This window comes from Streptococcus sp. FSL R7-0248, from assembly GCF_037967965.1.
In the GTDB taxonomy this organism is placed as follows: domain Bacteria; phylum Bacillota; class Bacilli; order Lactobacillales; family Streptococcaceae; genus Streptococcus.
On sequence record NZ_CP150201.1, the window covers coordinates 523,830 to 540,220 of the forward strand.

Consider the following 16,391-nt stretch of genomic DNA (forward strand, 5'->3'; position numbering starts at 1 on the left):
ATCAAATTGGCTTTCATATTGTAGAAAAGTTTATGAAAAGAATGGACATATAATGGATAAAAAAGAATTACTCAAAAACACAATTCTATCTCTTGATAGTGATAGTTTTTTTGAATTAAAAACTTATTTCTTTAGAGAATTTTTCGGATTTAATTTTCTTGATGATTCTGAAGTTACTCAGGTTATTTTTGCTGAAAAACTTTATGATTACTTCGAGAAAGTAGAGTTAAGAAACAACAAGGATTTTCCTACTCTACTACAAAAATATATGCAATTTCTAGATGATAAAGTTTCAAAATATATAGAAAAAAGTCCTAGGAAAAAGAATACTGATACCGAGGATATCCCTAGAGCAAGAAAATATTATAATAAAATAATTGAGTTCAAAAAACAAAATGATATCAATTATAGTAGACTAAGGGATTATTCCCGAATTATGTTTTGTCTCTATGCTGAGATAATTAATCAAAATGATACTATCACTAATTTTGATTATTCTATTTCTAGTCTAACTTCTAGTAAACTTCTTCAGTCAATGAAAAAATCTAAGACCCCTAAAAACACTAAAAATATTTTTGAGAAAAAGAATGTATTATTCGGTCAAAATAAAGAATTTTCATTTGAAATGTGTAGCCGTGTCATAGCGATAATAGTTTTATTCGAAATTATTAATCGGAATATAGATGGAGAATAGTACTATGGATGATATTTTAAATATAGAAACGATTGAGCAGTTACAACCTTTCATAAATAATGACAATATTATGGAAATTGTAATGCGTGGCAGAAATAGTAAGTTCAAGGCATTTCAGAAGGTTGTATTAAATGGGATTGAACAGAGTGAAGCAAAAAAGACTGCAGAAAAGATTATCAATTTAGTTGCTCAGAACAATAATGTACTTCAGAATAACTTACAATTAATTCAGAGTGTTGCTAAATTACAAAATCTTAGTTTGATTCTTAATGGTTTAACACTAGCTACCACTGCTGCTGGATTTGCTATTCTGTATGAGAAACTTGACAGAATAAGTGTTGATATTACAAAGCAATTTAATCAACTCCAAGATACAATGAAACAGGGTAATAACGTTAATACAAATTTTGAATTTGGTAAGGTACTTTCAGAATACACGGATATGCTTGATTGTAGAAAAAGACAAAAACCTTATTCTGAAGACAAAATGAGAGTTTTGGTTGATAATATATATAATGTTTTAAACCTTCTGTATGATAGTTTTAAAAAAGATATAGTTATAGATAAGCAAGAAACCATACTTTCAATTTTTTCACTTTTATCAATGTTTACAACATCAATTAAGTATTTTGATGAACTTTATTATCTTAATAATAGGGAAATCTTATCCGAAGGTGATGCATGGCATTCGTCTCACTCTAAATGGATGGGCATTTATAGTAATCTATTGTTACCTGAGTTTATAGAGAGGCTTCAGGATTATGCTTTTTTTGAAGTAGGTTTTTATACTCTAGGTGTAGATATTTATTGTCACGAATTATTTAATCAAGTTATTTGTCAAAAACAAGAAATTGAAGACAACCAAGAGTTAATTATGGCAATTAAGGACAGTACTATTCTAAATAATCTTCGAGAGTTTAATATTAACGAATTAAAACAGGATCTGGAAAATGCTTTAGAAGAAGCTTTTGAAGATAGGCAAACCGAGGAGACGTCAAGAGTATATAATGAAATACATAAGCAAATTGAATTATTATAATTAGGATTTTATTTATGAATATTGATATTAAAAATGCGGTAAACAATCTTCTGATAGCCTGTAATAGCATCAAGAAACATTCCTCTGGAGATGTCAGTATAAAATCTATAGATGAATTGGTTATCGTGGATATATTAACGTTTATAGATTATATTTCAAAAGATGAATCTAAAGATAGGATTTCATTCTTTAAATTGATGTATCTCGACACAAAATACAATCCCCTTCTCCCAAAAGCATGTAATAATGAATTACCGGAATCTTTTAAAATTTTATCTTTACTTGATATGAAAGTATTCAGCAATAAGGGAATTACCTTGTCATCCTTGTATGTGACAGTCATTGCTGAAATTGGAAAATATTATATTTCAAACAATTTAGATAGGAATCATATTGATAAGAATAAATTTCTTAAATATTTGGCAATTGTAAATGATTATAAAGAAGATGCTAAAAAACTTAAAAAACAAGAAAAGTTAGATTCCTCGAAAAATCAAAATTACATAAAGGATACCGAAGGAATTACTCCGGATATTTCTTTAACTAGAGTGTCTTCTGAGGATATGGAATCAGAGCAATCATTAGAAGATCTTCAAAAAGAACTCGACTCTTTAATTGGACTTATGAGTGTAAAGAAAGAAATTTCGTCTTTGATAAATCTATTGAAAGTCAATAAGATTCGAAAAGAAAGAGGGTTAAGTACACCTAAGACTTCTAACCATCTGGTCTTCTTAGGAAATCCAGGAACAGGAAAGACGACAGTAGCCAGACTGATTGCGAAGATTTATAAACAATTGGGTGTGTTAGAAAAAGGTCAACTTATTGAGGTTGATCGTTCTGGTCTGGTTGCAGGCTATGTTGGACAAACAGCCATTAAAACTCAAGAAAAAATCGATGAAGCTATGGGTGGGGTCCTGTTTATTGATGAAGCTTATTCCTTAGCAAAAGGTGAATCTGATTTTGGTCAGGAAGCTATTGATACTCTTCTAAAAGCAATGGAAGATAAAAGAGATGATTTTGTTGTTATTGTTGCTGGCTATACTAAACAAATGGAGGCATTTTTATTATCCAATCCTGGGCTGAAATCTAGATTTAATAAGAGTATTTTATTTGAGGATTATACTGAAGAAGAATTATTAGACATCTTCAATTTGTTTTGTCATAAGTATGGCTTAAGGTTATCAGAGGATGCGAAAAGAAATTTAGGGGTATTTTTAAGTACTATATGTTCTGAAAAAACAGAGAATTTTGCTAATGCTCGAGAGATAAGAAATTTATTTGAACGTAGTATTGTTAATCAGGCTAATAGATTGGGAGATTTGGAAACGATTAGCAATGATGAGTTAGGAGAAATTGTTTCCTCGGATCTTGATATTAGTTAAACAATAAATTATACATATTAATGTTTACACCATTTGAAATTGATTATTACTGATTAATACCATTATGACTTTCTTTGATTCAGAAGTTTTATGAGTACACAGAATTTTTTTTGTATTAAGGAGGCTTTACAATGGCCAACCATATTCGCGTTTTCACAGCAATTGTTTTCTCTCAGCTTGTCGTTCTTTATTTTGGTTTTCGTATGGATGTCTCTTTGACCGAACTGCTAACTACAGTAGCTGTGGCATCCCTGGTTGAGATTATTTATCATGTGAAGTTTGTTCGTAAGATAGGAGCCAATATTTCTTTTGAGACTTTTTGGAAAAACTGTGACCAACTTTTTAGAAAAAATGCTGTGCTGTTGGCTATTTTACTTTGTGACCTGCTTATTTTTAAAGGTGGGGATTTCATGGCCTTCATTCTTTGGCAAGTTACCTTTGTTGTCTTGGTAAGTATTATCATCATGGCATCAAATAATGCCCAGGACGCATGATAATACTTAAATTTTGCAATGAAAGAATTTAGATAATGTTTAGTATTCACAGAAATCATTTGTCAGACCAGGGCGTTGACTATGTCACTTTTGGTCGAGGAGATAAGGTTCTCGTTATCATTACGGGATTAAGTTTGCAAGGCTTAAGTGATATGTCTGACCTTGCCATTTACTCGTTATTTTATCGATACGCTAAGGAGTATAAGGTCTATATTTTTGATAGAAAAGACCATATCGAAGAAGGTGTTTCAATTGAGAATATGGCTGATGACCTCTATCATTCTTTGCAAGAATTACATATTGCTAATGCCTCCATCATAGGCATGTCACAAGGTGGTATGATTGCTCAGCTGTTTGCTATTAAGTATCCTCAAAAGGTGACTAGTCTGGTGTTAGCTCTGACATTCTCTCGAAATAATAATATCAGTAGAGAGACTATCGGAGGCTGGATTGAGATGGCAGAAAATGGTGAGATGGCTAAGCTCAATAAGGATTCAATGTGTAAAACATTTTCGTCTCCCATGTTAAAGAAATTATATGTGATTAATAAACTATTCTTGAAGACTGTGAGTGTTGAAAAACAAGAACGATTTGTCCGTTTAGCCAAGTCAATTCTTGAGTTTGATTGCCATAAGTCCCTTGATAAAATCACCTGCCCGACTCTTGTCTTGGGAGCTAAAAAAGATTTGGTTCTGGGAGTGGATGGTGCAAGGGAACTTGCAAATAGCATTCCAAATGCTTCCTATTACGAATTTGACAAACTAGGACACGCGGCCTTTATTGAAAGTAAGCAATTTAATAAAATGATATTAGAATTTTTGCGGAAGAATGCTTAGGTAGTGGACTTAGGGGAATAGATAAAGCTAGACCAGATACTCACTCCAAAGAAAAATCAAGAAAAGTAGTAAAAAAGTTGTTTATTCATTTTAGGTTCATCTTTCTTAGCTAAAATAAAATCATCAAGAAGAACTTGATAAGTTAATCAAAAAGAAAGTTGGAATATATCATGAAAAAAACAATTAAACAAAAAACAGTTATTACACTTGCATCACTTGGTCTCGCATGTAGTTCAGTAGTAGTGTTTGCTAATACTACTAAAGCTACTAAAAGTACTGGGTCAACTACCCAATCAAGTTTGACGGTGGAACAGGCCAAAGAAAAAGCCCTCAATGAATCGAAAAGTGGTCAGGTAATTGGTTATGAGCAAGAGAATAAGTCTAGAAAAACTGTTTTTGAGATTACAATACTTGATGGTCAAAATGAGAAAGAATACAAAATTGATGGCCAGACAGGGGATGTCTTGAAGTCTAAAACGAAAGACTTGACCAAGGATAAGGATGATAAGCAATTGATTAATGCTAGTTATAAGATTGATTTAGCTGGTGCTGAAAGTCAGGTTAAATCTAAATATCCTAAGGCTACTATTGAAAAATTGCAATTAGATGTTGAGAATAATACACTTGTCTATGACGTTAGTCTAACTGAGGGCAAGAAAGAGATTGATCTTGAACTTGATGCTAATACAGGCCAAATTGTAGAAGAAGAGATTGAAACAGACAAAGATTAATTTTAGTTATTAAAAATCTAAATCTCGACTAGTCCTTTACTAGCCGAGATTTTTCATACGAACATGATATAATATGGGATAAGAGAGTGAGAGTAGATATCTATGAAAATATTAGTAATTGAAGATGAAGTTGACTTAAACCGGAGCATAGTGAAATTATTAAAAACACAAAAATACAGTGTTGATTCGGCGTATGATGGTCAAGAGGCATTGGACTACATCAAAGTTTCACAGTATGATGTGATTATTTCAGATATTATGATGCCTAAATTAGATGGTTTGGGGGTATTGTCCTACTTGAGAAATCATCATATTAAGACACCGATTTTGTTGTTAACGGCAAAAGATACACTAGAAGACAAGGTGACGGGTTTGGATGCTGGTGCAGATGACTATCTCGTAAAACCTTTTGAATTCGATGAATTGTTAGCTAGAATTCGTGTCATGCTTCGAAGAGATAATAGGGAAAATCTAACCAGTAGTGTGGTTTTTGGAGACTATTGTCTAGATTTTGTGAAAAAAACGTTGACTCAAAATGGCCAGCTGATTGACTTAACCTCTAAGGAATTTGAACTTCTTGAATGCCTGGTTAGACACCCGAATATTGTTTTAAGTCGGGAGCAAATTAGAGAGCATATTTGGGATTTTGATTATGTGGGAGAATCGAATATCATTGATGTGCTAGTCAAGAATATTCGAAAGAAATTGGGGAATCCGTCAATTATTCAGACAAAGAGGGGCATGGGCTATGTTTTCAAAAATGAAGAATCAGACTAAACAACCCTCTATAATTTCGAAGGTAACACTTTGGTATACAGTGTTTGTCTCCTTACTATTCATTGTCATGTTTGTAGCCTCTTTTATCATATCAGGAACTTGGTCTGACTATGAATCACGAAGTGAGTTGGAACAAGAAACGGTAGAATTGTCTACGGATCTTGATGATTTTGAATCCTTTGATGATGGTATCTATTTTGCACTCTACAATCAAAATAAGGAGTTTGAAAAAGGGGCACTCCCAAGTGATTTTGATGCGAATGCTTCCTTTAAGTCTGGTAAATTATCTACCTATAGCAGTTCACAAATGAACTATTATTATTACGATGTTTATAATGCCAAGAAAGGAAAGTGGATTCGTGGTGTGCGAACCGCATCTGGACTGAGTAAGGAATTAACCTTGTTTTTAATTTCGATAGCTATTCTTGCTCCCATTTCAATTCTTGGTATGGCATGGGTAGGACGTCGAATTTTAAAACGTGCATTTGTGCCAATTAAAGATGTGACTCAGATGGCGGAAGAGATTACAGAAAGTAGAGACTACACTAAACGTGTTTCCTCTTCTTATAAGCTGTCTTATGTTGAAACGACACGATTGACCAAAGTTTTTAATGACATGATATCATCGGTCCAGTCGACTTTTGAGAAAGAAAAGCGGTTTAATCAAAATGTTTCTCATGAACTTAGAACACCACTTTCTGTCATCTTGTCTGAAAGTGAGTTTGGTTCGAAATATGCTGATAGTCTGGAAGAATCCAAAGAATCCCATACTATCATAAACCGTCAGGCGAAATTAATGAAAAATATGACGGAGCAAATTTTGGAGTTGTCTAAAACTCAGAAGCTTAATTGGAATGATTTAGAAAGATTATCGTTGTCAAGCCTGATATCAGAATATTGCCAGGCACAAGAAAGAAAGTGGGCAGAATCAGCTATTGATTTTAAAGTAGCTATTGAACCCAATTTATGGATAAAGGGTGAGAAGTTACTTGTCATCCGAATGCTAGATAATCTGCTGAGTAATGCTATGAAATTTACTCGTACTAGTATTTCCATTACTCTTGAAAGGGTGGACAATCAGGCTCTTTTAAAAGTGGCAGATGATGGTATTGGTATCTCAGAAGACCAGCTCAATAAAATCTGGGACCGTTTTTATCAGGTCGAAGATTCTCGAAACAAATCGCTCAATAGTGGTGTTGGGTTAGGTTTATCCTTTGTCAAAGATATTGCAGAGTTACACCGGGCAGAACTTGATATTCAGTCTAAAGAAGATGTTGGGAGTAGCTTTATGATTCGTTTCCCTCTATGTGATTAGGAAAATGGGGTGAGTCTAAAAAGTAGTTATTTCTAGCTAGACTATTTTAAAGTCTTACAGTTTAGCTTCTATATTGAACTAGGGGGAGGTTACTAAACTTCCCCTTTTTGATTTACGGATCAGATATGTGCAGTCTGAAAAATTAAATGATAGAATGGCAATAGATAGGAGGATACAGAAATGTTAAACTATGATTTGATTGTTATCGGTTTCGGTAAAGCCGGTAAAACTCTGGCTGCTAAGATGAATGCAGCTGGTAAGAAAGTTGCTGTCATCGAGCGCAGTAAAGCGATGTATGGTGGTACTTGCATTAATATTGCTTGTATCCCAACTAAGACTATGATTGTTGCGGCTGAGAAGGGCTGGTCATTTGACGATACCATGAAAGAACGTGGTGCAGTGACTGGTCGTCTTAATGCTAAGAATTATAAAATGTTGGCAGACAATGGCGTTGATGTCATTGATGCAGAGGCACATTTTGTGTCAAATAAGGTTATTGAAGTAGTGGCTGGTGATGACCGCCAAGAGCTAACAGCTGAGACTATTGTCATCAATACAGGTGCCGTGTCTAATGTCTTGCCTATTCCTGGCTTGACAACAACTAAGCATGTTTACGATTCAACTGGTATTCAAACCCTTAAAGCCTTACCAAAACGTTTAGGTGTCTTAGGTGGTGGTAATATCGGTCTTGAATTTGCTGGCCTTTATAACCGTTTGGGAAGTCAAGTGACTGTCTTGGATGCAGCGACTAGCTTCTTGCCACGTGTGGAGCCATCTATTGCTAAGTTGGCCAAGGAATACATGGAAGAGGACGGCATTGTCTTTGAGCAAGGTGTTAAAACTTCCGAAGTGAAAAATGACGGTGATGAAGTTGTCGTTGTTACTGACAAAGGCGAGTTCCGTTTTGATGCACTCCTCTATGCGACAGGACGCAAGCCTAATATCGAACCTCTTCACTTGGAAAATACTGATATCGCCTTGACTGAGCGCGGTGGTATCCAGGTCAATAAACATTTGGAAACAAGTGTTCCTGGTGTCTTTGCAGTTGGTGATGTTAATGGTGGTCTTCAATTTACCTATATCTCACTAGACGATTTCCGTATTGTCTTTAATTACCTAACTGGTGATGGCAGCTATAACCTTGAAACACGTGGAGCAGTTCCAACTGCCATGTTCCTCAACCCACCTTTGGCACAGGTTGGCCTTACTGAAGATCAAGCCAAGGAACAAGGTTTGCCAGTAGCAGTTAAAGAAATGCCAGTGGCAGGTATGCCTCGTGGTCATGTTAATGGCGATTTGCGTGGTGCCTTTAAAGCTGTGGTAAATCCTGAAACTAAGGAAATCTTGGGAGTGACCCTCTTTGGTCAAGAATCTCATGAAATTATCAATCTAATTACCCTAGCGATGAATCATCATATTCCATATACAGATTTGGCTAAACAAATCTTTACTCACCCAACTATGGCTGAGAACCTAAATGATTTGTTTGCGATTTAAAATGAAAAGAGCCGAGAGGCTCTTTTTTTGAAAACATATCTCTAATACAAAGCGACACTCTAGGTTAGATGTCGCTTTTTTTGCGCTTTGATGATAAGATAGAAGTGCTGTAAGAAAATTTTTTAGATTGGTGCTCTTTGTCTCCTTTGAATGCTTGATTGACCTTGAGTCACCACTAGAATCTGTATGAAAAATCTAGAAAGACACTCGCCTGCAAATTCGTCTGTGAGTGTGTGTAATTTATGACTAAGAAAGTAGGAGTGGGCAAGGCTCACAGTAAGATTATTTTGATGGGGGAGCACTCGGTCGTTTATGGTCATCCTGCCCTTGCCCTCCCTCTTAAGGATATTGAGGTTGTCTGTCAGATTCAGGCGGCTGAGACTCCTTTGACGCTCAAGGCTCAAGATCCCTTGACGACGGCGATTTTTTCAGCGCTTAATTATCTGGAAATCAAGAATCAGCCTATCAGCTATGCTATTAAGTCTAGTGTCCCTGAAAAGCGTGGCATGGGGTCGTCTGCGGCTGTAGCCATTGCGGCAATTCGAGCGGTCTTTGATTATTTTGATCAGGAGCTTAGCCAGGAGACCTTGGAAATGCTAGTTCATCAGGCGGAGACCATTGCCCATAGTAAACCTAGTGGTTTAGATGCAAAGACCTGCTTGAGTGACAAAGCCATTAGCTTTACGCGTAATATCGGTTTCAAGGAAATCGAGGTCAATTTAGGTGCCTATCTGGTCATTGCTGATACGGGTATCTATGGAAATACCCGTGAGGCCGTGGAAAAGGTTGAGGCCATTGGTTTAGATGCCTTGTCAGATCTCAACCAACTGGGCGAATTAAGTCAGAAGGCAGAACGGGCCCTCAAAGCCAAGGATCAAAAGCTTCTTGGTCAGCTCATGTCTCAAGCCCATAATCACCTTAAATCTTTAGGGGTGTCTTGTGATTTGTCGGATCTTCTAGTAGCAACTGCTCTGGAGCATGGGGCACTGGGAGCCAAGATGTCAGGCGGAGGACTGGGTGGTTGCATTATTGCCCTGACAAGTACTAAAGACCAAGCCCGAACGATTGCTAAAAAACTTCAAGAAAAAGGAGCCGTAAACACGTGGATAGAAAGCCTGTAAGCGTCAAATCGTACGCAAATATTGCTATTGTCAAATACTGGGGTAAGGCAGATGCGGAGCGTATGATTCCTTCAACCAGTAGTATCTCACTGACTTTGGAAAATATGTATACGGAAACCAAGTTATCTTTTCTGCCTGAGGATGCGACTGGTGATGTCATGTATATCGATGATGAGCTCCAAGGGGAAAAAGAAACAACCAAGGCCAGCAAGGTTTTAGATCTCTTCCGTACTAATCCAAACCAACATGTCAAGATTGAAACTTGGAACAACATGCCAACAGCAGCGGGTCTATCCTCAAGTTCCTCAGGACTTTCTGCCCTAGTTAAAGCAGCTAACGAGCTCTTCCAAGTCGGAAAAACGCAGTCTGAATTGGCTCAAATTGCCAAGTTTGCTTCAGGCTCATCATCACGGTCCTTCTTTGGACCATTGGCAGCTTGGGACAAGGATAGTGGTGATGTTTACCAAGTGGAAACAGATCTCAAATTGGCTATGATTATGCTGGTTTTGACAGATCAAAAGAAACCCGTATCAAGTCGTGATGGTATGAAATTGTGTACCGAAACATCGACCTCCTTTCCTGAGTGGGTTAAACAGTCTGAGCAGGATTACAAGGATATGTTGACCTATCTCAAAGCAAATGATTTCGAAGCGGTCGGTGAGCTTACAGAAGCCAATGCCCTTCGTATGCACCAAACCACAAGTACGGCTAACCCTCCATTTTCATATCTAACGGAAGCCTCTTATCAGGCTATGGACAAGGTTAAGGCCCTCCGTGCCTCTGGTGAGCAGTGTTACTTTACTATGGATGCAGGACCAAATGTTAAGGTGCTCTGTCTGGAAGAAGACCTAGACCGCCTAGCAGACCACTTCCGTAAGGACTATCAGGTCATTGTTTCACGTACCAAGGAGTTGCCAGATGCCTAAGCAGTCGGTCAATCAGGTCACAGTAAAAACAGGTGGGAAACTCTACATTGCTGGAGAATACTCAGTCTTAACACCTGGGCAGACAGCCCTAATCCAATTTATTCCCATTTTCATGTCAGCAGAGGTCAAGGAAGTACAAACTACCCAGTTGTCCTCAGACATGTTTGACTATAGTGTTGGTCGTGAGCCAGACGCAAATTACGCCCTCATTCAAGAGGCTTTGAATACTTTTGAGGCCTTTTGTGGTGAGAAGTTACCCGCTCTGGACCTTTCCATCACTGGAAAGTTGGAACGAGATGGGGTTAAATTTGGTATCGGTTCTTCGGGTTCTGTTGTGGTATTGACCCTCAAGGCCTTGGCAGCAGCCCTTCAGAAAGACTTATCCAAAGACATTCTCTTTAAATTAGCTAGCTACACTCTCCTCAAGCAGGGAGATAATGGTTCTATGGGAGATTTAGCTTGTATCGTATACGAGGATTTGATTTCCTATCGTTCCTTTGACCGTGAAAAAATAGCAGAGCTTATAGACCAAATAACTCTAACAGAGCTTTTGGAAAAAGACTGGGGCTATCGTATCAGTCCTGTAGTGCCAGTTCTCAAAGCTCACTTTTTGGTGGGGTGGACCAAGCAAGCTGCTATCTCAAAAGACATGGTTAAAATGGCCAAATCTCGCATATCAAGCAAGTATTTAAGTGAAACAGAAGTTGCTGTCCAAGATGCCCTCAAGGCACTGGAAACAGGAAATAAGAATTTACTTAAGAGCAGCCTTCAAACTGTCAGTGACCAGTTGGAATCACTTAGTCCAGATATTTATGTGGCCAAGCTGAAAAAACTCAAAGAAGCAGAGCAAGGACTCGATGCTATCGCTAAGTCTTCTGGAGCTGGAGGTGGCGACTGTGGTATCGCCTTTGCCTTTGACCAAGCTAGCCGAGATGCTCTAGTCGAGCGTTGGCAGCAGGAAGGTATAGAGCTTTTGTATGAGGTTTAGGGGTCAGCTAAGTAGACATTATCACGCAAGAAAGTAAAGAAATAACCTATGACAAATCGTAAAGACGATCACATCCGTTATGCCCTTAAGTACCAGTCGCCCTACAATAGTTTTGACGATATGGAACTTATCCACAAGTCTCTACCGACTTATGATTTAGATCAGATTGACTTGTCCACACATTTTGCTGGACGAGATAGGGACTTTCCTTTTTATATCAATGCCATGACAGGTGGTTCTGCCAAGGGTGGGGCTGTCAATCGAAAACTAGCTGAGGTGGCCAGCCGCACAGGTATTCTCATGGTGACGGGTTCCTACAGTGCTGCTCTAAAGGGAGAAGAACCAGAATCCTTTGACTATCGCCAAGAGTTTCCAGACTTAGACCTAGCGACTAATATCGGTGTGGATAAGTCTGTGGACCTAGGGATTAAGACGGTGGAAGCGATGAATCCAGTCTTTTTACAGCTCCATGTTAACCTTATGCAGGAGCTTCTCATGCCTGAGGGAGAGCGTATTTTCCACACTTGGAAGGAAAATGTGGCGGCTTATGCACAGAAAATAGAGGTTCCTCTTGTACTCAAGGAGGTCGGCTTTGGTATGGATGTGGAAACCATTCGTTATGCCATGTCTCAAGGCATTAAGACTGTGGATATCTCAGGTCGTGGTGGGACTAGCTTCGCCTATATTGAAAATAGTCGAGGTGGCAACCGAGATTACCTCAATGACTGGGGACAAAGCACCGTTCAGACCCTCTTGCAAGCCCAAGACCTTCGTGATAATGTGGAAATTCTAGCCTCTGGAGGAGTGCGCAATCCACTCGATATGGTTAAATGTCTGGTCTTAGGAGCAAAAGGCGTTGGCCTCTCACGAACAGTCCTTGAATTGGTAGAACGCTACCCTGTGGATAAGGTTGTGGCTATTGTCAATGGCTGGAAGGATGACCTTCGTCTCATCATGTGTGCCCTTGATTGTTGCACTATTGATGAGCTCAAATCTGTAGATTACATCTTACACGGTAAGCTACAAGGGACTTACGTCAAACAAGAGAAGTAGGAAAGAGCCAAGTGCTCTTTTTTAATTTTTAAAGATGATAAAACAATTTCTCTAGGCGATGATATTATGGAGACATCATTTTAACACCGGTCAAGGATAAATAATGACATTCTTGATTTGATTTGTTTCTAGCGAGCAAAGCGAGCACTTAATGAGACTTTCCGCTGTGAGAAAAGTTCTAGAAATACTTGTATTTCTAGAACTCGGAATTTTTGAGAGTAAAACAGTTTGGGGAACTGTTTTAGCCTGAGCCTAGAAATTAAAAAGTGAAGGGGCTCAAAAATTAGTCATGGAGCTTCGAAGAAGTTCGCTGACGTCCGCACTCACTTAAGGAAAGTCTAAAAAAATCCATTTTACAAAAGAATATCTTACAAAAAAGAGCGGAAGCTCTTTTTTTATTACCCACTCAAGCAAAAAGTAACTTTTCCCCTTGACAAGTTACCGCCTTAGGAGTATTATTTTCAGTGAAATACGGTAGGTGAGGCTACCACAAGGATACGGATGACTACCGCAAAGCAGTGGAGACACTACTCGTTGGTCAACAGTCCTGATCGTCAAGGTCAAGACTAAGCTCATTTCATCGCCTTGCGGAGCTAAAGCTTGAACGGTCCATTTTTTGACAGAATCTATTAAAAAATCAACCTCGAGTTTATAGAGTCTTACCTGTATATGGGTAGGACTCTTTTCTTTTGTCTGAGGTCCACCCACTATGTAAAAAAATGAAAGGAGAAACCTATGAGACTAATCGACGATCACCCCGAACCGCACCTAACCAGTCAATCGCTGATTAGTGTCTTAGGGACTCCATAAGTGATTGGCTCCTGATTAAATAAGGAGATTCCAATGTCAACAAATAAAGAAAGACTTATTGCTGCTCTTCAAGAGCCACTTGAAACAACCCTTACTCGCTACAAGACTCATTTGGATGGCTTGAAGGAAGACCAAGTAGAAGAAAACCGTGACCTTTATGGGGAAAATGTCATAACCAAAGGACAAGAGGATTCTATCATCAAAAAGATTTATGAATCTATCATCAATCCCTTTACTGTTATTCTCTTAGTCATTGCTCTGGTTTCCTTTATCACCAATGTCTGGCTTGCTAAACCGGGTGAAGAAGACCCAACGACTTCTATCATCATTGTCACTCTAGTTTTGATATCTGGTGGTATCCGTTTTATTCAAGAACTTCGTAGCGACAAGGCTGCCAGTAATTTGTCTCGCATGATTGTTAATACAGCAACAGTACTTCGAGATGGCAGTGAGCAAGAAATCCCAATTGATGAAATTGTGGTTGGAGATGTGGTCAAACTAAGTGCGGGAGATATGATTCCGGCTGATGTGGTCTTACTAGATTCTCGTGATTTCTTTGTTCAACAGTCTGGCTTGACAGGTGAAAGCGATGCTGTGGAAAAAGCTTGTCTGGCTAAAGCAGATGGTCAAAATCTAGAGAGCCTGCTTGAAAGTGAGAGCCTTGCTTTCATGGGAACTAATGTTATCTCTGGTCGTGCAACAGCCTTGGTTTTAGTTGTTGGTGATGAAACCATGATGGGAGCAATTGAGCAGACCATCAATACTTATGACGAACCAACTTCATTTGAACGTGAGATGAATTCCATTTCTTGGCTCTTGATTCGACTCATGTTGGTTATGGTTCCTGTTGTTTTTGTGATTAACGGTTTAACAGATGGGGACTGGCTTGAAGCCGGCGTCTTTGCCCTTAGTGTGGGAGTCGGTTTGACCCCAGAAATGTTGCCGATGATTATCACAGCCAGTCTTGCCAAGGGTTCTATCATTATGGCCAAGGAAAAGGTGGTCATCAAAAAACTTAATGCTATTCAAGACCTAGGGGCTATCGACATCCTTTGTACGGATAAGACAGGAACCCTGACTCAGGATGAAATCGTTCTTGAGTACCCTCTTGATATCCATGGTGACCTTGACCTATCAGTACTTCGGAGAGCCTATCTTAATTCTTATTTCCAAACTGGCTTAAAAAATCTTATGGACCGTGCCATTATTAGTCGAACTGAGAGAGAAGCTAAGAAACACGAGATCGTTCGTGACCTTGACCAAACCTTCCACAAGATTGATGAGCTCCCTTTTGATTTTGAACGCCGTCGCATGAGTGTCATTGTTAAAGACAATGATGGCTTTGTCAGCATGGTGACAAAAGGTGCCCTTGAAGAAATGCTCTCTGTTTCTAACTATGTGGAATACAAGGGTGACATAATCCCATTAAGAGACGATGTTCGTGAGGAAGTTCTCGCAGAAGTCGCACAGTTAAATGAACAAGGTTTGCGTGTTCTCGGTGTTAGCTACAAATCACAGCTTAATGAAAATGACGTCTTTAGTGTCGAAGATGAAAGTGACATGATTTTGACGGGATATCTTGCCTTCCTTGACCCACCAAAACCATCAGCAGCACCTGCTATCAAAGCTTTGACAGAATATGGTGTGACCACAAAGATTTTGACTGGAGACAATGATAAGGTGACACAGGCTGTCTGTGAAAAAGTTGGTCTAGATGTGACACACATCCTACTTGGAAGTGACATTGATACCATGTCAGATCAAGATTTGGCTAAGGCTGTGGAAACGACAACAGTCTTTGCTAAGTTATCCCCAGACCAAAAGGCTCGAATTATCCTAAGTCTTAAGGAAAATGGTCATAAGGTAGGCTATATGGGTGATGGTATCAACGATGCCCCATCTATGAAGGTGTCAGATGTGGGTATCTCTGTGGATACAGCTGTTGATATTGCCAAAGAAACTGCAGATGTTATCTTGCTTGATAAGGATCTAATGGTCTTGGAAAAAGGGCTGGTTGAAGGACGTAAGGTCTATGCCAATATGACCAAGTATATCAAGATGACCGTTTCTTCAAATTTCGGTAATATTTTTTCTCTCCTCTTTGCCAGTATCTTCTTACCATTCCTACCAATGGCACCTGTGCATTTGATTGTCCTTAATCTTGTCTATGATATCTCTTGTATCGCTCTTCCATTTGACAATGTGGACAAGGAATTTCTTAAAGAGCCTCATATCTGGGAAGCCAAATCAATCATGCGTTTCATGGCTTGGTTTGGACCTATTTCGTCTGTATTTGATATTTTAACTTACACCTTGCTCTACTTCATCATTGTGCCAATGATTTTAGGGCACGGCTATGTTCATGGTTCACCAGAAGCAGCAGCCTTTATCATTATCTTCCAAACGGGTTGGTTTATCGAATCTATGTGGTCTCAAACCATGGTTATCCACATGTTACGTTCACCAAAACTACCATTTATTCAAAGCCACCCAGCACTATCTGTTGTTGTGACAACCCTATTTGCTGCTGTCTTTGTAACCTCTCTTCCTTACAGTCCATTGGCTAGTCTCTTAAAACTCAGCCATCTAAATGGTCTCTATTTCATTCTCTTGTTTGTTATTATCGTTTTGTATATGCTTAGTGTTACCTTTGTGAAGCATATCTACATTAAGAAATACAAAGAATGGTTGTAGGATTACTATCCTTAGAAAAAAAGAGCGTCAGCTC

The 16,391-nt window shown here is 38.5% G+C and carries 14 protein-coding genes and 1 riboswitch; all 14 genes read left to right on the plus strand.

The annotated features are described in order from the left end of the window. Positions 1 to 52: 52 nt before the first annotated feature. The 14 genes from NYE32_RS02630 to mgtA all read left to right on the plus strand — a co-directional run bounded on the left by NYE32_RS02630 (position 53) and on the right by mgtA (position 16,357). The gene (locus NYE32_RS02630) at positions 53 to 694 is read left to right on the plus strand and encodes a hypothetical protein (protein WP_156685453.1); all 642 of its coding nucleotides are present in this window, start codon (positions 53 to 55) and stop codon (positions 692 to 694) included. 4 nt (positions 695 to 698) lie between these two features. Further along, positions 699 to 1,733 carry a hypothetical protein gene (locus NYE32_RS02635; RefSeq protein ID WP_156685454.1) on the plus strand — a complete coding sequence of 345 codons (1,035 nt, stop codon included), beginning with the start codon at positions 699 to 701 and terminating at the stop codon, positions 1,731 to 1,733. Between the two features lie 14 nt (positions 1,734 to 1,747). Then, the gene (locus tag NYE32_RS02640; protein ID WP_156685455.1) at positions 1,748 to 3,115 is read left to right on the plus strand and encodes an AAA family ATPase; all 1,368 of its coding nucleotides are present in this window, start codon (positions 1,748 to 1,750) and stop codon (positions 3,113 to 3,115) included. 131 nt (positions 3,116 to 3,246) lie between these two features. After that, complete coding sequence (locus NYE32_RS02645) at positions 3,247 to 3,609, plus strand: hypothetical protein (protein WP_156685456.1); 363 nt, start codon at positions 3,247 to 3,249, stop codon at positions 3,607 to 3,609. A gap of 35 nt (positions 3,610 to 3,644) precedes the next feature. Beyond that, entirely contained in the window at positions 3,645 to 4,445 is an 801-nt protein-coding gene (locus NYE32_RS02650) for an alpha/beta hydrolase (RefSeq protein ID WP_156685457.1), read from the plus strand. A gap of 170 nt (positions 4,446 to 4,615) precedes the next feature. Further along, positions 4,616 to 5,176: a PepSY domain-containing protein gene (locus NYE32_RS02655; RefSeq protein WP_070847527.1), complete on the plus strand. Its 561-nt coding sequence runs from the start codon at positions 4,616 to 4,618 to the stop codon at positions 5,174 to 5,176. A 102-nt stretch (positions 5,177 to 5,278) separates the two neighbouring features. After that, a complete protein-coding gene (locus tag NYE32_RS02660; RefSeq protein WP_037602124.1) occupies positions 5,279 to 5,953 on the plus strand; it encodes a response regulator transcription factor in 675 nt (224 codons plus the stop codon). Further along, positions 5,925 to 7,268, plus strand: a complete 1,344-nt coding sequence (locus NYE32_RS02665; RefSeq protein ID WP_002890310.1) for a HAMP domain-containing sensor histidine kinase — start codon at positions 5,925 to 5,927, stop codon at positions 7,266 to 7,268. The genes NYE32_RS02660 and NYE32_RS02665 overlap by 29 nt, the downstream gene beginning before the upstream one ends. 180 nt (positions 7,269 to 7,448) lie before the next feature. Beyond that, positions 7,449 to 8,765 (plus strand): FAD-containing oxidoreductase, encoded by a 1,317-nt coding sequence (locus NYE32_RS02670; RefSeq protein WP_049545943.1) that lies wholly within the window; start codon positions 7,449 to 7,451, stop codon positions 8,763 to 8,765. A 242-nt stretch (positions 8,766 to 9,007) separates the two neighbouring features. After that, positions 9,008 to 9,886, plus strand: coding sequence for a mevalonate kinase (gene mvk, locus NYE32_RS02675; RefSeq protein WP_156685458.1), 879 nt, complete (start codon positions 9,008 to 9,010; stop codon positions 9,884 to 9,886). Next, positions 9,868 to 10,812 (plus strand): diphosphomevalonate decarboxylase, encoded by a 945-nt coding sequence (gene mvaD, locus NYE32_RS02680; RefSeq protein WP_156685459.1) that lies wholly within the window; start codon positions 9,868 to 9,870, stop codon positions 10,810 to 10,812. The genes mvk and mvaD overlap by 19 nt, the downstream gene beginning before the upstream one ends. Next, positions 10,805 to 11,800: a phosphomevalonate kinase gene (locus NYE32_RS02685; RefSeq protein WP_156685460.1), complete on the plus strand. Its 996-nt coding sequence runs from the start codon at positions 10,805 to 10,807 to the stop codon at positions 11,798 to 11,800. Before mvaD ends, NYE32_RS02685 begins: the two co-directional genes overlap by 8 nt. A gap of 48 nt (positions 11,801 to 11,848) precedes the next feature. Next, entirely contained in the window at positions 11,849 to 12,853 is a 1,005-nt protein-coding gene (gene fni, locus NYE32_RS02690) for a type 2 isopentenyl-diphosphate Delta-isomerase (RefSeq protein WP_155198085.1), read from the plus strand. 463 nt (positions 12,854 to 13,316) lie between these two features. Next, positions 13,317 to 13,472, plus strand: a riboswitch (M-box (ykoK) riboswitch). A gap of 224 nt (positions 13,473 to 13,696) precedes the next feature. Continuing rightward, positions 13,697 to 16,357 (plus strand): magnesium-translocating P-type ATPase, encoded by a 2,661-nt coding sequence (mgtA, locus tag NYE32_RS02695; RefSeq protein WP_155198086.1) that lies wholly within the window; start codon positions 13,697 to 13,699, stop codon positions 16,355 to 16,357. Positions 16,358 to 16,391: the final 34 nt, after the last annotated feature.

What these genes read in the sequence shown, in the direction of transcription:
- mvk (WP_156685458.1), top strand. Translation starts at nt 9,008, where the DNA reads ATGACTAAGAAAGTAGGAGTGGGCAAGGCTCACAGTAAGATTATTTTG.
- NYE32_RS02670 (WP_049545943.1), top strand. Translation starts at nt 7,449, where the DNA reads ATGTTAAACTATGATTTGATTGTTATCGGTTTCGGTAAAGCCGGTAAA.
- NYE32_RS02685 (WP_156685460.1), top strand. Translation starts at nt 10,805, where the DNA reads ATGCCTAAGCAGTCGGTCAATCAGGTCACAGTAAAAACAGGTGGGAAA.
- fni (WP_155198085.1), top strand. Translation starts at nt 11,849, where the DNA reads ATGACAAATCGTAAAGACGATCACATCCGTTATGCCCTTAAGTACCAG.
- NYE32_RS02635 (WP_156685454.1), top strand. Translation starts at nt 699, where the DNA reads ATGGATGATATTTTAAATATAGAAACGATTGAGCAGTTACAACCTTTC.
- NYE32_RS02640 (WP_156685455.1), top strand. Translation starts at nt 1,748, where the DNA reads ATGAATATTGATATTAAAAATGCGGTAAACAATCTTCTGATAGCCTGT.
- NYE32_RS02650 (WP_156685457.1), top strand. Translation starts at nt 3,645, where the DNA reads ATGTTTAGTATTCACAGAAATCATTTGTCAGACCAGGGCGTTGACTAT.
- NYE32_RS02655 (WP_070847527.1), top strand. Translation starts at nt 4,616, where the DNA reads ATGAAAAAAACAATTAAACAAAAAACAGTTATTACACTTGCATCACTT.
- NYE32_RS02645 (WP_156685456.1), top strand. Translation starts at nt 3,247, where the DNA reads ATGGCCAACCATATTCGCGTTTTCACAGCAATTGTTTTCTCTCAGCTT.
- NYE32_RS02665 (WP_002890310.1), top strand. Translation starts at nt 5,925, where the DNA reads ATGTTTTCAAAAATGAAGAATCAGACTAAACAACCCTCTATAATTTCG.
- NYE32_RS02660 (WP_037602124.1), top strand. Translation starts at nt 5,279, where the DNA reads ATGAAAATATTAGTAATTGAAGATGAAGTTGACTTAAACCGGAGCATA.
- mgtA (WP_155198086.1), top strand. Translation starts at nt 13,697, where the DNA reads ATGTCAACAAATAAAGAAAGACTTATTGCTGCTCTTCAAGAGCCACTT.
- NYE32_RS02630 (WP_156685453.1), top strand. Translation starts at nt 53, where the DNA reads ATGGATAAAAAAGAATTACTCAAAAACACAATTCTATCTCTTGATAGT.